The organism is Clostridium liquoris, assembly GCF_002995785.1.
Classification (GTDB): Bacteria; Bacillota; Clostridia; order Clostridiales; family Clostridiaceae; genus Clostridium_AO; species Clostridium_AO liquoris.
In genome coordinates, this window is sequence record NZ_PVXO01000006.1 from 1 (window position 1) to 17350 (window position 17350).

The following is a 17350-nucleotide window of genomic DNA, read 5'->3' on the forward strand; positions in this document are numbered from 1 at the left end:
ATCCTCAATTAAAATAGTCTAGCTATAGGTGATAAAACTAATCCACAGCGTCTTATGATAATTATAGTAAAAATCTTTAAGAAAGGAAAAGTATAATGAATTTTTACTATATGTTCATTATACAAGGGTATAAAATATATAAATAATAAATTCCATAGAGTAATGGAATTTGTGAAAACCTCCGATGATAATATATATACTATATGGAATAATGAAATATATTGTATGATAGATTTAGTAGAAGGCAGAGAAAGTGATTATGACAATCCTATAGATTTAAGTATAGCTACAAAAGGGCTGGCAGAGCTTCACCTAGCCTCAGAGGGGTTTAAAGGCAATTTATGCAGTAGGTGCAATAGCGGTAGACTAATAAACAATTTTACAAGAAGATTAAATGAAATGGGAGTTTTTAAAACTGTAGCACTTATTAATGAACATAAGAGTGATTTTGATAATATATTTCTAAGCAATGTAGATCATTATATTGCTGAGATAAAGAATAGCATAAAACTACTGGAGAATTCTTTTTACTATAAGTTATGCGCCGAAGAGAACAAAATAGTGTTGTGTCATCATGATTTAGCTAATCATAATATAATTATAAAAAACGAGGAAGCGTATTTTATAGACTTTGATTATGCTATTGTGGATTTAAGAGTACATGATTTGTGTAATTTTATAACCAAGGGAACTAAAAATTATGCTTTTGATATAGAAAAAGGGAAGAATATATTAGAAGAGTATTCTAGCATAAATCCTTTAGATAAGAGAGAATTATCCGTACTATATGGAATGTTAACTTTCCCACAGGATTTTTATAGTATTGTAAAGGATTATTATACTAGAAGAAAAGATTGGACTGAGGGGACCTTTGTAGATAGAATCAAAAGGAAAACACAAGGAGAAGAATTTAGATTAGAATTTTTAAAGGCATTTGAAGATTTACTGTAAATAAAAGCCAATAGATTTATCTATTGGCTTTTTTCTATCTATTAATTATTTTATTATAGGCAATTATAGTATCCTTGGCAGTTTTATGCCAAGTTAATTCAGAAGATCTTACTAAGCCTCTTAAAATCAAATCTTCTTTTAGTGTTTTATCTAAGAGTATTTTATACATTGAATTGCATAACTCATCAATATTATATGGATCTACAAGTATTGCACCATCACCAACTACCTCTGGAATTGAAGTAGCATTGGAGGCTATAACCGGAACACCGCAAGCCATAGCTTCTACTGGTGGTAACCCAAAACCTTCATAGAAGGAAGGATACACAAAAGTTTCGCAGCCGTTATATAAATACGGCAGATGTTCCAGAGGAATAAAGCCAGGGAATATTACTTTATCTTCCACATGAAGATCTTCACAACGCTTTTTATATAAACTGTAGGAGATGCCATGCTTACCGGCTATAACTAGCTTTATTTCTTTTTTATAGCGGTTTAAAAGCATGCTAAAGGCCTCAATAAGGCCTATTATATTTTTTCTAGGACTAAAGCCTCCTACATATAATATATAATCCTCATTGATAGAGTAGTATTTTTTTATTATATTTTTACATAAACCCTTGTCTATTGGGGCATATATATCCTCACCTGCTAAGTGTGTTACAAAAATTTTATCTTTAGGGAAATTAAATGCTTTTATAATATCATTTTTAGAGTAATTTGATACGGTTATTATTCCATCACACATAGATATGATTTTAGGTAAAGTTTCATTGAAAAGCTTTAGGTATCTTTCACTAGACGTTTGTGGCATTCTATAGGGGATTACATCATGCAATGTTATTGCAAAGGCACATTTTTTATCTTCTGGAATTCCTATACCATTTTGAGGGACATGATATAGATCCATATTTTTATTTTTTAATATATTAGGCATATTTATTTCATCCCAAAAATTGTCTTTACAATGCCCGTCTACTTCTGTCATACAAAAGTTTTCATTAAAATTTATCATATTGTTGCAATTATGAGGCATAAAAATCATATAATCATTGATAGAATCTACTTTATTAATATGGTTTATCAGTTGGTATGTGTAAGTGCCTATACCAGTGCCCCTATACCAATTAGCTGCTCTACCGTCTATTCCTATTCTCATAAGAATATTCCTTTCATAAACTAATTATATTTCATTATATTAATAGGGAGCGAAAAGTGTTAATAAATTAACCTCACTAGAACATTATAAGTTATCTTCTAAAAACCATATCCTTTACATATAAATTATAAGGAGGTGATTACTATGATGAGAGAATTTGAAATTGAGAGACAGTTTGATATTAAAATTGAAAGCCTAAAGCCTAATAGAGGTGTTTATTTATTAAAAACAAATGAGGGTATGAGATGCTTAAAGAAAATTAACTATGGAATTCAAAAACTTCTTTTTGTATATGGAGCCAAGGAACATCTTATATCCAATGGATTTACAAGAGTGGATAAATATTTTTTAAATACTGAGGAACATCCTTATGCAATTGTTAATGAAGATATATATACCCTTTCTCAATGGCTAGATGGAAGGGAAGCAGATTTTAGAAGCAAGGAAGATTTAATAATAGCCGCAGAAAACTTAGCCCATATGCATATAGCTTCAAAGGGATATGAGCCTCCTGAAAATAGCAAATTAAAAACAGATTTAGGTAGATGGCCTCATCTTATGGAAAAGAGAGTGAAATCTCTAGATAAAATGAGGGACATGGCTAGAAAGAAGAGCAATAAAAATGATTTTGAAATGAATTATATAAAGTCAGTACAGTTTTACAAGGATCTAGGGAAAAGGGCAATGAATATATTGAGGGATTCTCAGTATATGGAACTATGCAAAATAGCAGAAGAGGAGAAGAGTTTTTGCCATCATGATTATACTTATCATAACATAATTATTGATGAAGATAATTGCGTTAATGTAATTGATTTTGATTATTGTAAAAGGGAAATTAGAGTGTATGATATATTTTCATTTATGATAAAGGTTCTAAAAAGAGTGGATTGGGATATAAATTATGCTAATCTGATTTTGGATTCTTATAATAATATATATCCTCTTAATGATAATGATTATAGAGTTTTATTTGCATTTTTATTATTTCCTCAGAGATATTGGAGACTTTCCAATAGGTATTATTATAATGAAGTAAGTTGGCCATTAAATACCTTTAACAATAAGGTGGAGGAATTGATAGCTGAACAGGACAAATATATTAATTTTATCGAAGAATTTAAGAAGACATATAATCAAAAGGAATAATTAATATGGCATGTAACGCTTTCATAAGCAATACATGCCAATTATTTTGCACCTAAGTAGGGGTAGGGTCATATAATATATCATGAATTTTTATGTGGGGATGATTTTATGAAAGTAGGAGATATAGTTGTAAGGGTGTCTTATGGTAAGGATATTACATTTAAAATAATAGATATAAAAGATACAGAACAAGGATACATGTATACCTTAAAAGGAATAAATTTAAGGATAATAGCTGACTCTTTAGAGGATGATCTAGAAGTAGTTGCAGAAGGAAAATCTACTCAATATGATCAAGTATTCAATAGAAAAGTAAATACTTCTATAAAAAGAATACTAATAAATCGAGGAAATATAAAAAATTATACTAGATCTATAGCCATAAATGAAAAAAAAGATTTATCCTTTGGAAGACCCGGAAAGATATTACACATAGATGGAGATGCTGAATATTTAGATGTATGTCTTAAAGTATATAAGCAGCTAGCTCTAGATGTTGTTGGTAAGGTAATCCCTGAAAAAGATCAGCCTAAACAGGTATTAGAAATGGTTAAGTCAGTAAAACCAGATATTGTGGTTATAACAGGGCATGATGCAGTAGCAAAAGACACCAAAGATTATATGGACTTAAAAAATTATAAAAATTCTAAGTATTTTATAGATACTGTAATAGAACTTAGAAACTATGAGCCAGGTTATGATAATTTAGTTATTTTTGCAGGTGCCTGCCAATCCCACTATGAAGCTATATTAGATGCAGGTGCTAATTTTGCTAGTTCACCTAATAGAGTACTTATTCATTGTTTGGATCCTGTGTTTTTATGTGAGAAAATAGCCTATACCAATATTGAAAAAGTAGTGGCAATACAGGAGGCTCTTGAAAACACCATAAGCGGAGCAAAGGGTATAGGAGGGCTTCAAACAAGGGGCAAATATAGAGAAGGATTTCCTAAATCCCAATATTCATAATGAAAATCCTGCTATGGCTACCATTTTACACATAGCAGGATTTTTATTATGAATATATATGAAAGATATAGGGAATAATAGTTTAGAGCTGAATTCTCTCGTATAAACAATGAATACGTTTTATAATATTTATCTTTGGGCAAATATTAATATTGACAAATCACTAAAATAAATATAAAATTAAAAGTTTAGTTGACATTCAATATATAATAATATATAATTAAAATGTGGAAAGAGGGTGTTTGCTGTGGAAAGAGGCAATGTGTTGGCTACTATAAAAAAAGATATAGAAAGCCATGTTGGAGAAAGCGTGACTCTTAAAGCTAATGGGGGAAGAAGAAAGACCTTTGTGAATAAAGGAACAATAGAAAAGGCATACCCCAGCATATTTGTAATAAGATTAGACAATGACACCCAAAGGACAGTGACATATAGTTATTCAGATGTACTAACAAAGACAGTTCAATTAGTATATGCTTAAATAAAAGCAGTACCTTAAGGTACTGCTTTTCTTGTATATTAAGGTTTTTTAAGTAAAAAAGAAAGATGGTGGGTTCCATCTTTCAACTATGGTATAAAAGGGTATTGAGAATTTATGAGAGGTTATATGGTCAACAACCATGTTTTATAATACGCTAAAATATTTTATATGTCAACAATGATAACAATAATATATCCGAGTTTTTAAAGAAAAATGATGAATTTTGTTGTAAAATATTTATTTTTCTATGGTAAACAAATCGTAAAAATATTAAAGATTAATCATATTTTCTCTGAAAAAATTATATAAATAGATAGTAGGTTTATATAGGAGGGAGTATGAATATGGCTATAGAGCTTGTTAGAGAGAATATAGAATGTGAACAACTTCTCGGTGAAAATACTTGTGATACTGCTATCAGAGCTGAATATCTAGTACCTGATACCCATCCAGACGTAGTAAGGATATTAACTGTTGACTCAAAACCTTATATAGTAAATAAAGAAGTTATGAAGGATAAAGTTTATTTAGAGGGACAGATAGAGTACAATGTAATCTATTTAGCTAAAGAAGAAGATAAAATGGAAGTATATAATGTAACATATATGGGTAAATTTTCAAACTCCGTTGAAGTAATTGGAGCTGAACATAAGATGGATTGTGAATGTGATTGTTATGTTGAACTTATGAAATACAATATAGTTAATGAAAGAAAAGTGGCTGTAGAAGCAGTAATTAAACTAAAAGCAGAGGTTTATAGAAATTATACCTTTGAAATAATAAAAGATATTAAAGACTCAGATGACATACAGATGTTGAAAAATCCTATGGAGGTAGACAAGATAGTAGGAACAGCTAATAGTGACATGGTAGCAAAATGCAATATGAAGATACCTAGTGATGAACCGGAGATAGGAAATATACTTAAATGTGATATTAATATTCATAAAAAAGATATAAGAGTTATGGAAAACAAAATTTTAATAGAGGCTGCAGCGTTGATAAGCCTATTGTATAAAGGAAAGGATACAGGGGATATTGTTGCCGTTCAAGAAGATGTGGGTATTAGCAAGGAAGTTGACTATGAAGGGGTTACCTCTGCTATGGAAACCTATACTGATTTTAAAATAGATGCTATGGAACTAAATGTAAAAGAAGATGAACAGGGAGAAAATAGAGTAGTTGATATTGAAGCCTTAGTAAAAGCAGCTACACGAGTAATGTTTAAAGAAGAAATGGATATAATTCAAGATGCATATTCTCCTGCGGTATTTATGGAAATGAAGAAGGAAAATTATAAACTTAATGTAACTCATGGTCAATCAAAAGGGGAAGTAGTAGTAAAAGGAGATATAGAGACTGACAAAAACATACCCAAGATATCAGAAATAGTAATGTGTTCAGGAAAGGTATGTATTACAGAGAAGAGAATTGTTGAAGATAAGGTCATAGTAGAAGGGGTATTAAATGTAGATGTTATGTATAAGACCAGAGATGAAAATAATTATATAGGCAGTGTCTCTGAAGAAATACCATTTAGTTGTCCTGTAGATTTACCTGGCTGTAAAATTCAAATGCAGAGCATAGGCAAAGCTTTTTTAGAAAGTGTAGAAGCTTCTATAGAAGCTGGTAATATAGCTGTAAAAGCGGTTGTTCAGGTATATGTAAGAGTAAATTATATTATGCCAAAAGAGTTTTTAGTAGATATTTCTCCTGTAGAGGGAGAAATACCAAAAAAGAAATCTAGTCTTACTATCTATATTGTACAAAACGGAGACACTTTATGGAAAATAGCTAAGAAGTATTTTACTACAATGGATACTTTAATAAAGGTAAATAATATAGAAAATCCAGATGCAATTAAATTGGGTGAAAAATTAATAATACCTGGAAGAGCTTATATGTAAACTGTAAAACCTGCGGTGCGTAAACTGCAGGCTTTTTTTATGTTTATGTATAATACTTATAAAAGTGGTAAAAATAAAAAATACCTGTGAAAAGAGGTGTTTTTGTGGAGGAAAAACTACAAGGTGATTTAATAATAATAGGTGGAGCAGAGGATAAAAAAGGAGAAAAAAGTATACTAAAAGAGGTATGCAGCAGGATTGATAAAGAAAATGGCGAGATTGTCATAGCTACAGTAGCCTCAGGTGTACCGGAGGAATTGGGATTTCAATATAAAAATATATTTCAAAACCTAGGTGTGAACCATATCTCTATACTTAATGTAAGGGAAAGGGAGGATGCTTTTGATAATTATAATATAGAATTAATTAAGAAAGCTTCTGTAGTTTTCTTTACAGGGGGAGATCAACTGAGAATTACTAGTTTATTAGGGGGCACTAGATTATATAAGGCCATGAAGGAAAGTTATGAAAGTGGATGTACATATGTAGGCACTTCCGCAGGGGCCTCTGCAATGAGTGAGACTATGATAGTAACTGGACCAGATGAGGAATCTCCTAAAAAGTGTACTTTAAAAATGGCACCTGGATTAGGATTAATTAAAGGTGTAATAATAGATCAACACTTTGCTCAAAGAGGCAGAATAGGAAGGCTTCTTGTTGGTATAGCAGAAAATCCCCAAAGTATAGGTATAGGGATAGATGAAGATACTGCTATGGTTGTAGATAATAAGGCTCAGTTTAAGGTAATAGGCTCTGGGGCAGTATATATTATTGATGGAAGTGAAATAACCGCTACAAACGTCTCTGAACAGAACCAAAATGAGATATTATCAATATTCAATATAAAAATGCACGTACTTAAAAAGGACGATAAATTTGATTTAAATAGGAGGACACCTTAGAAAATGAAAGTTTTAAACTTTAAATGTTTTGAGGGAAGAAATATATATTGTCATAAACCCTGCATAAAGATGGAAGTGGATTTGGAAGGGTTTAGCGAAATACCAAGCAACTCTATAGATGGATTCAATGAAGGGTTAATAGAACTTATGCCTAGCTTGAAAGAGCATAGATGTGGTATAGATGAAGATATGGGGTTTATTAAAAGGCTGAAAGAGGGAACATACCTTGCGCATATTTGTGAGCATATAGTAATTGCATTGCAAAATACCATTGGCATAAAAGCGGCTTATGGAAAAGCTAGAGAGATAAAAGAAGATATCTATTATATCATATATGAATATGAATATAAGAATACTGCCATTGAAGCAGGGAATATGGCTGTAATGATAATAAATTCTTTAATAAGTAAAAAGGAATTTAATATGGAAGAAGCTATATTAAAATTAAAAGAAACTTTGAGGAAGGAGGAGCTAGGACCAAGCACCTTAGCAATAATTAGGGAAGCAAAAAAAAGAAGTATTCCAGTATTGAGAGTAAATGAAAGAAGCATTTTTCAATTGGGATATGGAAGCACTTCTAAAATTATAGAAGCAACCATAAGCAGCAATACCAGTGGAATTGCTATAGATATAGCTTGTGATAAGCTTTTAACCAAAAAAATATTATTTAATCAATATATACCTGTAGCTGATGGTGAACAGGTAATAAATCCAGTTCAAATGCTCTCTGAAGCAGAAAGGATAGGATATCCTGTAGTTCTAAAGCCTAGATATGGAAACCAGGGCAAAGGTGTTTTGGTTAATCTAAGAGATAAAAAAGAGGTTATGGAGGCTTATAGAACTTTGTCAAAGAATTATAGTGATATTTTGATAGAAAAGTATATAAGGGGAAAAGATTATAGGGTGTGTTTAGTAGATTATAAAGTAGTAGCTGTATCTGAGAGAATTTCACCATATGTAATTGGTGATGGTGAAAGCAGTATCATACAGCTAATTCAGGGAATTAATTCTGATGAAAGAAGAGGAGATGGACATGAAAAACCTCTTACCAAGATTAAAATAAATGAGGATCTAATTAATTATATATGGAAAAATTCCTATTCACTTAATTCCATACCTGCAAAGGGAGAAAAGGTTGTACTAAGAGAAAATGCAAATCTATCCACAGGTGGAATAGCAATAGATCGTACAGATAGTATTTGTGAAGAAAATATTGAAATATGCAAAAGAGCGGCAAAAGCAGTTGGGCTTGATATATGTGGTATAGATATTTGCTGCTCAGATATATCAAAAAAGATGGATGGGGTTGTTATAGAGGTTAATGCAGCACCAGGTATAAGAATGCATGAGCACCCTTACGAAGGGAATAGTATAAATGTAGGAAGGGCTATAGTAGATATGCTATTAAAGGATATACCTAGACAAATTCCTATAATATCTGTTACAGGAACCAATGGAAAGACTACTACCACAAGATTGGTATCCCATGTATTATCTTTAGCAGGATATAAGACTGGTATGACCACTACAGGGGGAATTTATATAAATAATACCTGTATAGATAAAGGAGATACCACGGGGTATGATAGTGCTATGACTGTACTAACTAACAAGGAAGTAGATGCGGCTGTATTAGAAACAGCTAGAGGAGGAATAATAAGAAAAGGTCTTGCCTATGATTTAGCAGATGTGGGAGTTATAACAAATATAACATCTGATCATTTAGGTATAGATGACATAGATACACTGGAAGGATTGGCCTTTGTAAAATCCTTGGTGGTTGAAGCAGTAAAAGATAAAGGCTACACTGTATTAAATGCTGATGATAGAATAAGCATGAAAGTACTGAGCAGAGCAAAAGGTAATGTTGTATTATTCTCTAAGGATAAAAATAATCCATATCTTAGGGAAAATATTAAAAGAGGAAGATATGGCATATACACCTGGAATGACTTTATATATGTGGAGAAGGAAGGAAGCATATTTCCTATAATAAAAATAAATGATATTAAAATAACTTTAGAGGGAAAACTGAAATATAATATAGAGAATGCTATGGCAGCTTGTGCAGCACTTATAGGATTAGGTGTAGATTACTCGATTATAAGAAAAGGTATGGAAAGTTTTTATCTTGATGAAGAGCATAATCCAGGAAGGTTTAATATGTATAATCTAAGAGATGTTACTGTTATATTGGATTATGGGCACAATATTGAGGGATACAAGGCCGTATTAGAAGGAGTAAAAAAGTTAGATTATAAGAGGCTAATTGGTATAATAGGTATGCCAGGAGACAGAAAGGATGAAAATATACTTGAAATAGGCGAGATATCGGGGAAGAACTTTGACTATATTTACATTAAAGAAGATAAAGATAAAAGAAATAAGGGAGAAGGAGAAGTAGCACGATTATTAGAACAGGGAGTACTAAAAGGCGGCTTTGATAAAAAGAACATAAATATAATATTAGACGAAAGAGAAGCATTAAAAAAGTCTCTGGAGAATTCTAGAAAAGGAGATTTAATTATAATATTTTTTGAGGAATATGAACCCTTATTGAAGATTGTAAAGGAAGAAATGAATAGTTTAAACAAGAATTCTAACGAAGCATTAGCATAGAGAAACAATGTTTTTAAAAATAAGAGCTGTATTCATATATATAGCTTTTATTTTTTTTTTGTATTATACTATTTTTTAATTAATAGTTAGGAGGATCACTATGGAATTAAAAGCCTATGCCAAAGTAAACCTATGCCTAGATGTAACCGGAGTAAGGGAAGATGGGTATCATCTTTTGAAAATGGTTATGCAGAACATAGATTTATATGACGTAGTAAAGGTTAATAAAGATAAAAAAGGTATTAATTTAAGGTGCAGTACAAGTACAATTCCATTAGATAATAGAAACATAGCATATAGATCAGCGGAACTTTTTATAAAAAATTATAACATAAAAGAGGGAGTAGATATATATATAGAAAAGAATATACCTGTAGAAGCAGGTTTAGCCGGGGGGAGCGCTGATGCAGCTGCAGTATTAAAGACTATGAGAGATATGTTTAGACCTGGAATTTCAAATGCTGAATTAGCAAATATGGCATTAAACTTGGGAGCAGATGTGCCTTATTGTATTTACGGAGGTACGGCGCTTTGTGAAGGCATTGGGGAGATAATCACCCCATTAAAACCTTTTAAAAATCACATATTAGTATTAGTAAAGCCTAATTTTGGAGTGTCTACAAAAGAAGTTTATAGAGAAATTGATAACAAAAGTATTTTAAATCATCCTAACTCAGAGATTATTATCAGAGCCATAGAAGAGGATAATTTAGAGTTGCTATGTAATAACATGATTAACGTATTAGAAAATGTTACCTTAGAAAAATATGAAGCATTAAATACAATAAAGAAAGAAGTGTTTAACTTTAAAGGATTAGGAACCTTAATGAGCGGAAGCGGTCCAACTATATTTGGATTTTTTGAAGACATGTTTTCTGCTCAAAAGTATTATGATTACATGAAATTAAAATATAAGGAGGTGTTTATTACAAGAACAATATAAAAATTATATCAGCTACATGAATAAATTTTGAATAATAGGTTCTTTCAGGAGGTAAAGATATACCTTTGAAAGGACCTATTATTTTAATTTCTGCATTTGTATATTAATCTATGAATAATTAATCTTTATATGTAGAAAATAAATAGGAATTATAAAGGTTAAGGTGATGCAGTATGGATATATTAGTTCTTTTCAGCAACTATTTTTTAATATTAGTTATTACACAAGGACTTGTAACCTCTATTATAGATTATAAAAGTTTTAAGAAGGCAGGAATGAATAATACAGCTAGAAAAGCTAGAATTATAGGAATTGGTGAAATTTCTATTTCTTTAGTTATGTATTTGATAGCTAGAACATTGTATTAATTATGGATGGAATAGGAAGTGAGACATATGAAGGAAGAAATAAGGGAAGTTATATCTGCGAATATAGATGATAATATACAATACCTTAAAAACCTGCTAAAAGATAATTCGGATATAGTTTACAGAGAATTTTATATTGACAATATAAAAGCTTTAATTATGTATGTAGATGGCATGGGGGATAAAATACTGCTAGATAACTTTGTGCTAGAAAGTTTAATGCTCAATAGAAAAGAATTAAAAGCACAAGATATTAAAGATAAAATATTAACTGTATCAGATTTAAAAGAAGTAAAGAAGCTAAAAGAAGGTGTAAATGCAGTATTATCAGGAGATACTCTTATGCTTCTTGATGGTATGGATATATGTTATATAATAGGCACCAGATTTTGGCCTGCCAGAGGGGTATCAGAACCTTCAAGAGAAACAGTGCTAAGGGGAGGAAGGGATGGGTTTACAGAAACCATTAGATTTAATACAGCCTTAGTGAGGCGTAGAATAAGAGATACCAGATTAAGGATAGTCCCTAAAATGATTGGAACAAGATCCAAAAGTGATGTATCAGTAATGTACATAGAAGATATTGCTGATGATAAAATAGTAAATGAGGTTTTTACCAGACTAGGAAATATAAATATTGATGCCGTTTTAGATAGCGGATATATAGAACAATTAATAGAAGATAATAGTTGGTCACCTTTTCCCCAAATTCAAAGTACAGAAAGACCGGATGTAGTTTCCGCAGCCTTATATGAAGGAAGAGTGGCTATTTTAGTGGATAATTCTCCATTTGCTATAATTGTTCCAACTATCTTGCCTAACTTATTTCAATCTCCAGATGATTATTATCAAAGATGGATATATGGTTCTATGTTGAGAATAATCAGATTGTTTTCCATCATACTATCTTTGATATTACCTGCATTATATGTAGCAGTAACCTCCTTTCATCCTTCTATTATACCAACAAAATTAGCTTACTTTATAGCGGCTTCAAGGGAAGGAGTACCTTTTCCAGCTTTTGTAGAGGCATTAATAATGGAGGTAAACTTAGCAATACTTTTGGAAGCTATAGCTAGGTTACCTAGACCCATTGGTGCTACTATTGGTATTGTAGGCGGCTTAATAATAGGTCAGGCTGCTGTCAGTGCAGGTATTGTAAGCCCAGTAATGATAATAATATTGTCTATTACAGCTATAACTAGTTTTACTACACCTAATTATGAAATCACATCAGCTTTTAGGATTATAAGGCTTTTACTTATAATAGCCTCAGCTATTATTGGGTTATATGGAATAATGCTGACCCTTATTGCAGTTTTAATACATATTATTAAGCTTAAAAGTTTTGGTGTACCATATTTAGGCCCTCTTGTTACTTTTAATAAGAAGGATTTTAAAGATATGCTTATAAGAGCGCCACTGAAACATTTTAAGAATAGACCTATATATATGAATACGGAAGATAAAATTAGACAGAAATAGTTATTGGCAGTGGGAGGCGAGTGGTTTTGAATAATAAAGATATTGTTTCTTCCTATGGATTATTTGCTACCTTAGTAGTAACAATAATAGGAGTTAATGTTTTTTCATACCCGAATGAACTTGCTAATTTGGTAGGAGGAGATGGCTGGTTAGTAATACTTCTAAGTGGCATTATAGCCTACATTTTAATAAGTTTTATTTGTAAAGCAGAGAAAAATAATGGTTATTCTCATATATACGAAATACTAGAAAATAGATTTGGTAAAATTATAGCTATTCTAGTGGGATTAGAATTAACATGGTATAGCACATTTTTTATATCCATGGGATTAAGAACATTTACGGAAGAAATAAAAATGTATCTTTTAGAACAAACTCCAACAGAATTTATATTTTTAGTAACTATTCTAATGGGAACTTATCTTGTAAGAGGAGAGATAGATAATCTAATAAAGTTTAATGAGATAAGTTTTTGGTTAATGTTTATTCCTGTTATTTTAGTGCTTATCTTTTCAATTTATCATGTGGATTTTACTAATATATTGCCAGCTTTCAATAATCCCCCTAACAGTTATGCAAAAGGCATTATCGCTAGCATAAATAGATTCATGGGTTTTCAAATATTATTCCTAATTATACCTTTTGTAAAAGATAAAAAAAGCATAAATAAGGTAGCTCGTAAAGGCATATGGTTTGTGGTAGTTTTCTATATAGCAGTATTTATCTTAACTGTGGGAGTTTTTGGTCAAAACCAAACTAAGATATTATTATGGCCTGTAATTACTATGGTAAAATATATAAACATTCCAGGGTCATTTATAGAGAGATGGGAAGGCATAATAATGAGTATATGGATAATTTTTTATTTTACTACTTTTACTAATCATTATTATTTTGCCTCTGATTTATTAAAGAAGATTTTTAAATTTAAAGATATAAAATTATCTGCTGCTATCATTGTGCCTTTTATATATTTGATAGCTTTATATCCTAAGAATATAGCTGAGGCATATGTATTGACTAGTAAGTACAGCCCTATTTTTTTTCTAATCAATCTAATAATTCTCCCTATAGCATTGTTGCTTGTATCATCTTCTAAGAAAGGGGGCAATGGAAATTCTAGATAATTTCCTAAGAAAATATTATGAGGATAAAAAAGATTCTTATTATATTAACATGCTGCATATTTACCACTGGATGCTGGGATAAGGTAGAAATAGACAGAAGAACCTTTGTGTCAACCATAGGCATAGATGCAGGAGAAGAAATATCAAAAGAAAAGGAATTAAAAAAATTAAGCCCTAATGAGCCATTTTCAGAAAGTAATGTTAAAAGATTAAATGTAACCTATGGGTTTCCAGATATAAGTGACTTTGGACCACAAAAGGGAGGCATAGCCCAAGAAAAAACCATAAATGTAGATGCATATTCTATGGAAGATGCCTTTATTAAAGCTACTGGTAAAAATAGTAGAAATATTAGTTTCGGACACTCAAAACTTCTTATAATGAGCAATGATTTTTTTGGTTATCCTGAGGCAGTTAAGGAAGTGCTGGATTATTTGCAAAGAGAACCCTCTTTGGATAGAAATGCTTTAGTAGTGATTGCTGAAGGAAAAGTTGAAGACTATATGAAGTATAAACCAGACACGGAAAAGAATATACAAGAATATATACATGGACTCATAGAGAATAGCGATAGGAATGCCAGTATTATACCTACTGATTTGAATGAGTTTCTAACGAACTTGGATGAAAACGGGAATGCCATTTTGCCTTACTTGACTATAGATAAGCATAAAAATGAGATTAAGTTATCAGGAACCGGTGTTATAAAGGACTATACTTTTAAAGGTATATTATCTCCTACAGAAACTGCGGACATTAAAATATTAAGGGGAAAATTAAAAGGAGGTAAAAAGGTTATATATAAGGAAGGACATCCAATAGATTTTCAAATAGATGGTATAAAGAGAAAGATAACAATGGACAATAAGGATGATAAACTAATATTTAATATTAATGTTAATATGGAGGGTCAGATAAAGGAATATTATTTAGGTAAACAATTACTTTCCACAAAGATAATATCAGAAATAGAGGAGAATTTTAATGAATCTTTAAAAGATGAGATGGAGAAGGTTGTAAAAATTATACAGAGCAAATATTCTACGGATTTAATTGGACTCAGAGAATATGTGCAAAAGTATGATCCAAGTGTATGGAATATAGTGAAAAAAGATTGGGATGAAACATATAAAAATGCTGTAATTAACGTCTATGTAAACACCCATATAAGAAGAATAGGAGCAATAAAATAATTTTTAATGGATGTATATATAAAACTTATGTGGCAATAATAGCTAATGATGTATTAAGACTTTTTAGCATATTAGGGGGATATTTAAAATGAAAAAATCAATAGCTATTATTACTTTTTTATTAATAATTATTTCTGTACCTTTTGGTATTATAAAATTAAAGACAAGCATTCAACAAAAACATATATCAGAAAAGCTTATAAGATTCCATGTTATAGCTAACAGTGATCTGCCTTATGATCAAAAATTGAAACTAGAAGTAAAAGATGGTGTATTACAATATATATCACCTAAGCTAAAGGAATGCAAAGATATAAACCAGTCAAGAAAGGTTATAAAAGATAATGACGCAGCTATTAAAGAAATAGCGAATAAAATAATAAAAGAAAATGGATACAATTATAATATAAATACAAAGTTATCCTATGAGAATTTTCCTATAAAAACTTATGGGAATATAAGTTTACCTCAAGGAAAATATGAGGCTTATAGAATAATAATAGGAGAAGGAAAAGGACAAAATTGGTGGTGTGTTATGTTTCCGCCCTTATGTTTCGTTGATATAACTAAGGGTCAGGTTGCCTATAAGGAAACTGAGAAAGAAATGAAGAGTGTACTTAATGAAAGTGAATATAAGGCTATAGATAATGGAATTCAATATAGCAAAAATAGCAATAATAAAGAAAAAAAAATAAAAATGAAATTTAAAATATTTGAGGTAATAGAAGATATATTTAGCTAAAAAATACTTAAAAAATCCAGAATAAAATTCTGGATTTTTTAAGCTTGATTAGTTTTGATAAGTTTTAGTATTAGGTTATAGATATCCCTACCTACAAATGGTTTTGAGAATTTACTGCAATTTTCTTTCATAGCTAATAGATTATTTGGATCTGAAAGAAGATTCTCTATAGTTTCCTTTGTACTATTGCCATGGCTTAAATCTACAGCTAAATTATGTTTAACAAGGAATTCTGTGTTTTTTTCTTCCTGACCTGGTATTGGCGAAAATACTCCAATAGGTATTTTACATATAAGAGCTTCTGTTATGGTAAGACCTCCAGGCTTAGTAAGAAGAAGATCTGAAGCTTGCATATATTTATTAACTTTATCTGTAAATCCAATTATATATGTTTTTTTGCCCTTTGTAGATATATTTTGATATTTCATTAATTCATAATAAAGCTTTTTATTGTTGCCAGTTATTACAATTATCTGTATGTCATTTTCTAAGCCTAGCAATTCTTCATAAATATATTCTATTTTGCCCATACCAAGACTTCCACCCATTATTAATATGGTAGTCTTATCAGTAGAAAATTGTATTTCCGCTAAGGTTTCTTTCCTATCATATTCTGTGAGAAACTTTGGATCTATTGGTATTCCTATATCAAAAATTGTGTTTTTAGGTATACCCTTTGAAATCATTTCTGGAATCATATCTGCATTTGAAACAATATAGGCATCAATGCATGGATGAAGCCAAAAACTATGGGGGGCATAATCAGTAAGTATTGACATAGTAGGCAATTCTGTTTTGTGTTTTATTTTTAATATAGATAGCATTTCCGTTGGGAACGGATGAGTTGCTATTAATATGTCTGGCTCAAAGTCATTTATTAAAGGCAGAAGTCTATAAGTCAGTATTTCATTAATTTTTGAACTGATTGTAGCCAATCCAAAATCTGTTTCTGAGTAATCATATAATTTACCAAATAAAGATGGAGTAACTTTTATTGTTTTTAAATAACTACCAATTATAACCTTATCAATTATGGGGTTTATATATTTCAAAGTGTCGATTATTTTTACTTCGGAATCAGGGTCATAAAGGTAAATATAATCTTTTATAGCCTCTGCAGCCCGACTATGACCCCCACCTGCAGAAACTGAAAATATTAATGCTCTCATGAATTATTGTTTCCCCTTTCATATTTAAAGCTATTTATACTTTTTAGGAAAACTCAGTTAATAAATATTGTACACTATTTTAATTAAAAATATAAGGTTTTAAAATAATTTAACATTATATTAAATATTATACCCAAGTTCTAGTACATTGTATCATAAATAAATTTTCAAAGTTATTTTAGAGAA

15 protein-coding genes are annotated in these 17350 nt (G+C 30.5%); 13 read left to right on the plus strand and 2 right to left on the minus strand.

The annotated features are described in order from the left end of the window. Positions 1–129 precede the first annotated feature (129 nt). Entirely contained in the window at positions 130–951 is an 822-nt protein-coding gene (locus CLLI_RS01400) for a CotS family spore coat protein (protein ID WP_278335551.1), read from the plus strand. A gap of 34 nt (positions 952–985) precedes the next feature. On the opposite strand, the gene CLLI_RS01405 is transcribed toward CLLI_RS01400, so the two are convergent. Next, positions 986–2110: a glycosyltransferase family 4 protein gene (locus tag CLLI_RS01405; RefSeq protein WP_106062476.1), complete on the minus strand. Its 1125-nt coding sequence runs from the start codon at positions 2108–2110 to the stop codon at positions 986–988. A gap of 144 nt (positions 2111–2254) precedes the next feature. On the opposite strand from CLLI_RS01405, the gene CLLI_RS01410 reads away from it, so the two are divergent. The 12 genes from CLLI_RS01410 to spoIIR all read left to right on the plus strand — a co-directional run bounded on the left by CLLI_RS01410 (position 2255) and on the right by spoIIR (position 15995). Beyond that, the gene (locus CLLI_RS01410; protein WP_106062477.1) at positions 2255–3259 is read left to right on the plus strand and encodes a CotS family spore coat protein; all 1005 of its coding nucleotides are present in this window, start codon (positions 2255–2257) and stop codon (positions 3257–3259) included. 108 nt (positions 3260–3367) lie between these two features. Further along, positions 3368–4228, plus strand: coding sequence for a sporulation peptidase YabG (gene yabG / locus CLLI_RS01415; protein WP_106062478.1), 861 nt, complete (start codon positions 3368–3370; stop codon positions 4226–4228). A gap of 247 nt (positions 4229–4475) precedes the next feature. Next, a complete protein-coding gene (locus tag CLLI_RS01420; RefSeq protein ID WP_106062521.1) occupies positions 4476–4709 on the plus strand; it encodes a Veg family protein in 234 nt (77 codons plus the stop codon). A gap of 344 nt (positions 4710–5053) precedes the next feature. Continuing rightward, the gene (locus CLLI_RS01425; RefSeq protein ID WP_106062522.1) at positions 5054–6616 is read left to right on the plus strand and encodes a DUF3794 and LysM peptidoglycan-binding domain-containing protein; all 1563 of its coding nucleotides are present in this window, start codon (positions 5054–5056) and stop codon (positions 6614–6616) included. A gap of 104 nt (positions 6617–6720) precedes the next feature. After that, entirely contained in the window at positions 6721–7518 is a 798-nt protein-coding gene (locus tag CLLI_RS01430) for a cyanophycinase (protein WP_106062479.1), read from the plus strand. A 3-nt stretch (positions 7519–7521) separates the two neighbouring features. Continuing rightward, complete coding sequence (gene cphA, locus CLLI_RS01435; protein ID WP_106062480.1) at positions 7522–10137, plus strand: cyanophycin synthetase; 2616 nt, start codon at positions 7522–7524, stop codon at positions 10135–10137. 100 nt (positions 10138–10237) lie between these two features. Further along, positions 10238–11080 (plus strand): 4-(cytidine 5'-diphospho)-2-C-methyl-D-erythritol kinase, encoded by an 843-nt coding sequence (ispE, locus tag CLLI_RS01440; RefSeq protein WP_106062481.1) that lies wholly within the window; start codon positions 10238–10240, stop codon positions 11078–11080. 173 nt (positions 11081–11253) lie between these two features. After that, complete coding sequence (locus tag CLLI_RS01445) at positions 11254–11448, plus strand: CLC_0170 family protein (RefSeq protein WP_106062482.1); 195 nt, start codon at positions 11254–11256, stop codon at positions 11446–11448. A 27-nt stretch (positions 11449–11475) separates the two neighbouring features. Beyond that, positions 11476–12933, plus strand: a complete 1458-nt coding sequence (locus tag CLLI_RS01450) for a spore germination protein (protein WP_106062483.1) — start codon at positions 11476–11478, stop codon at positions 12931–12933. 20 nt (positions 12934–12953) lie between these two features. Then, positions 12954–14060, plus strand: a complete 1107-nt coding sequence (locus tag CLLI_RS14680) for a GerAB/ArcD/ProY family transporter (protein WP_242975491.1) — start codon at positions 12954–12956, stop codon at positions 14058–14060. 17 nt (positions 14061–14077) lie between these two features. Beyond that, positions 14078–15253, plus strand: a complete 1176-nt coding sequence (locus CLLI_RS14685; RefSeq protein WP_207655059.1) for a Ger(x)C family spore germination protein — start codon at positions 14078–14080, stop codon at positions 15251–15253. 88 nt (positions 15254–15341) lie between these two features. Further along, a complete protein-coding gene (gene spoIIR, locus CLLI_RS01460) occupies positions 15342–15995 on the plus strand; it encodes a stage II sporulation protein R (RefSeq protein WP_106062484.1) in 654 nt (217 codons plus the stop codon). A gap of 38 nt (positions 15996–16033) precedes the next feature. Here the strand turns inward: spoIIR and CLLI_RS01465 are convergent, their stop codons facing one another. Next, positions 16034–17164, minus strand: coding sequence for an MGDG synthase family glycosyltransferase (locus CLLI_RS01465; RefSeq protein ID WP_106062485.1), 1131 nt, complete (start codon positions 17162–17164; stop codon positions 16034–16036). Positions 17165–17350: the final 186 nt, after the last annotated feature.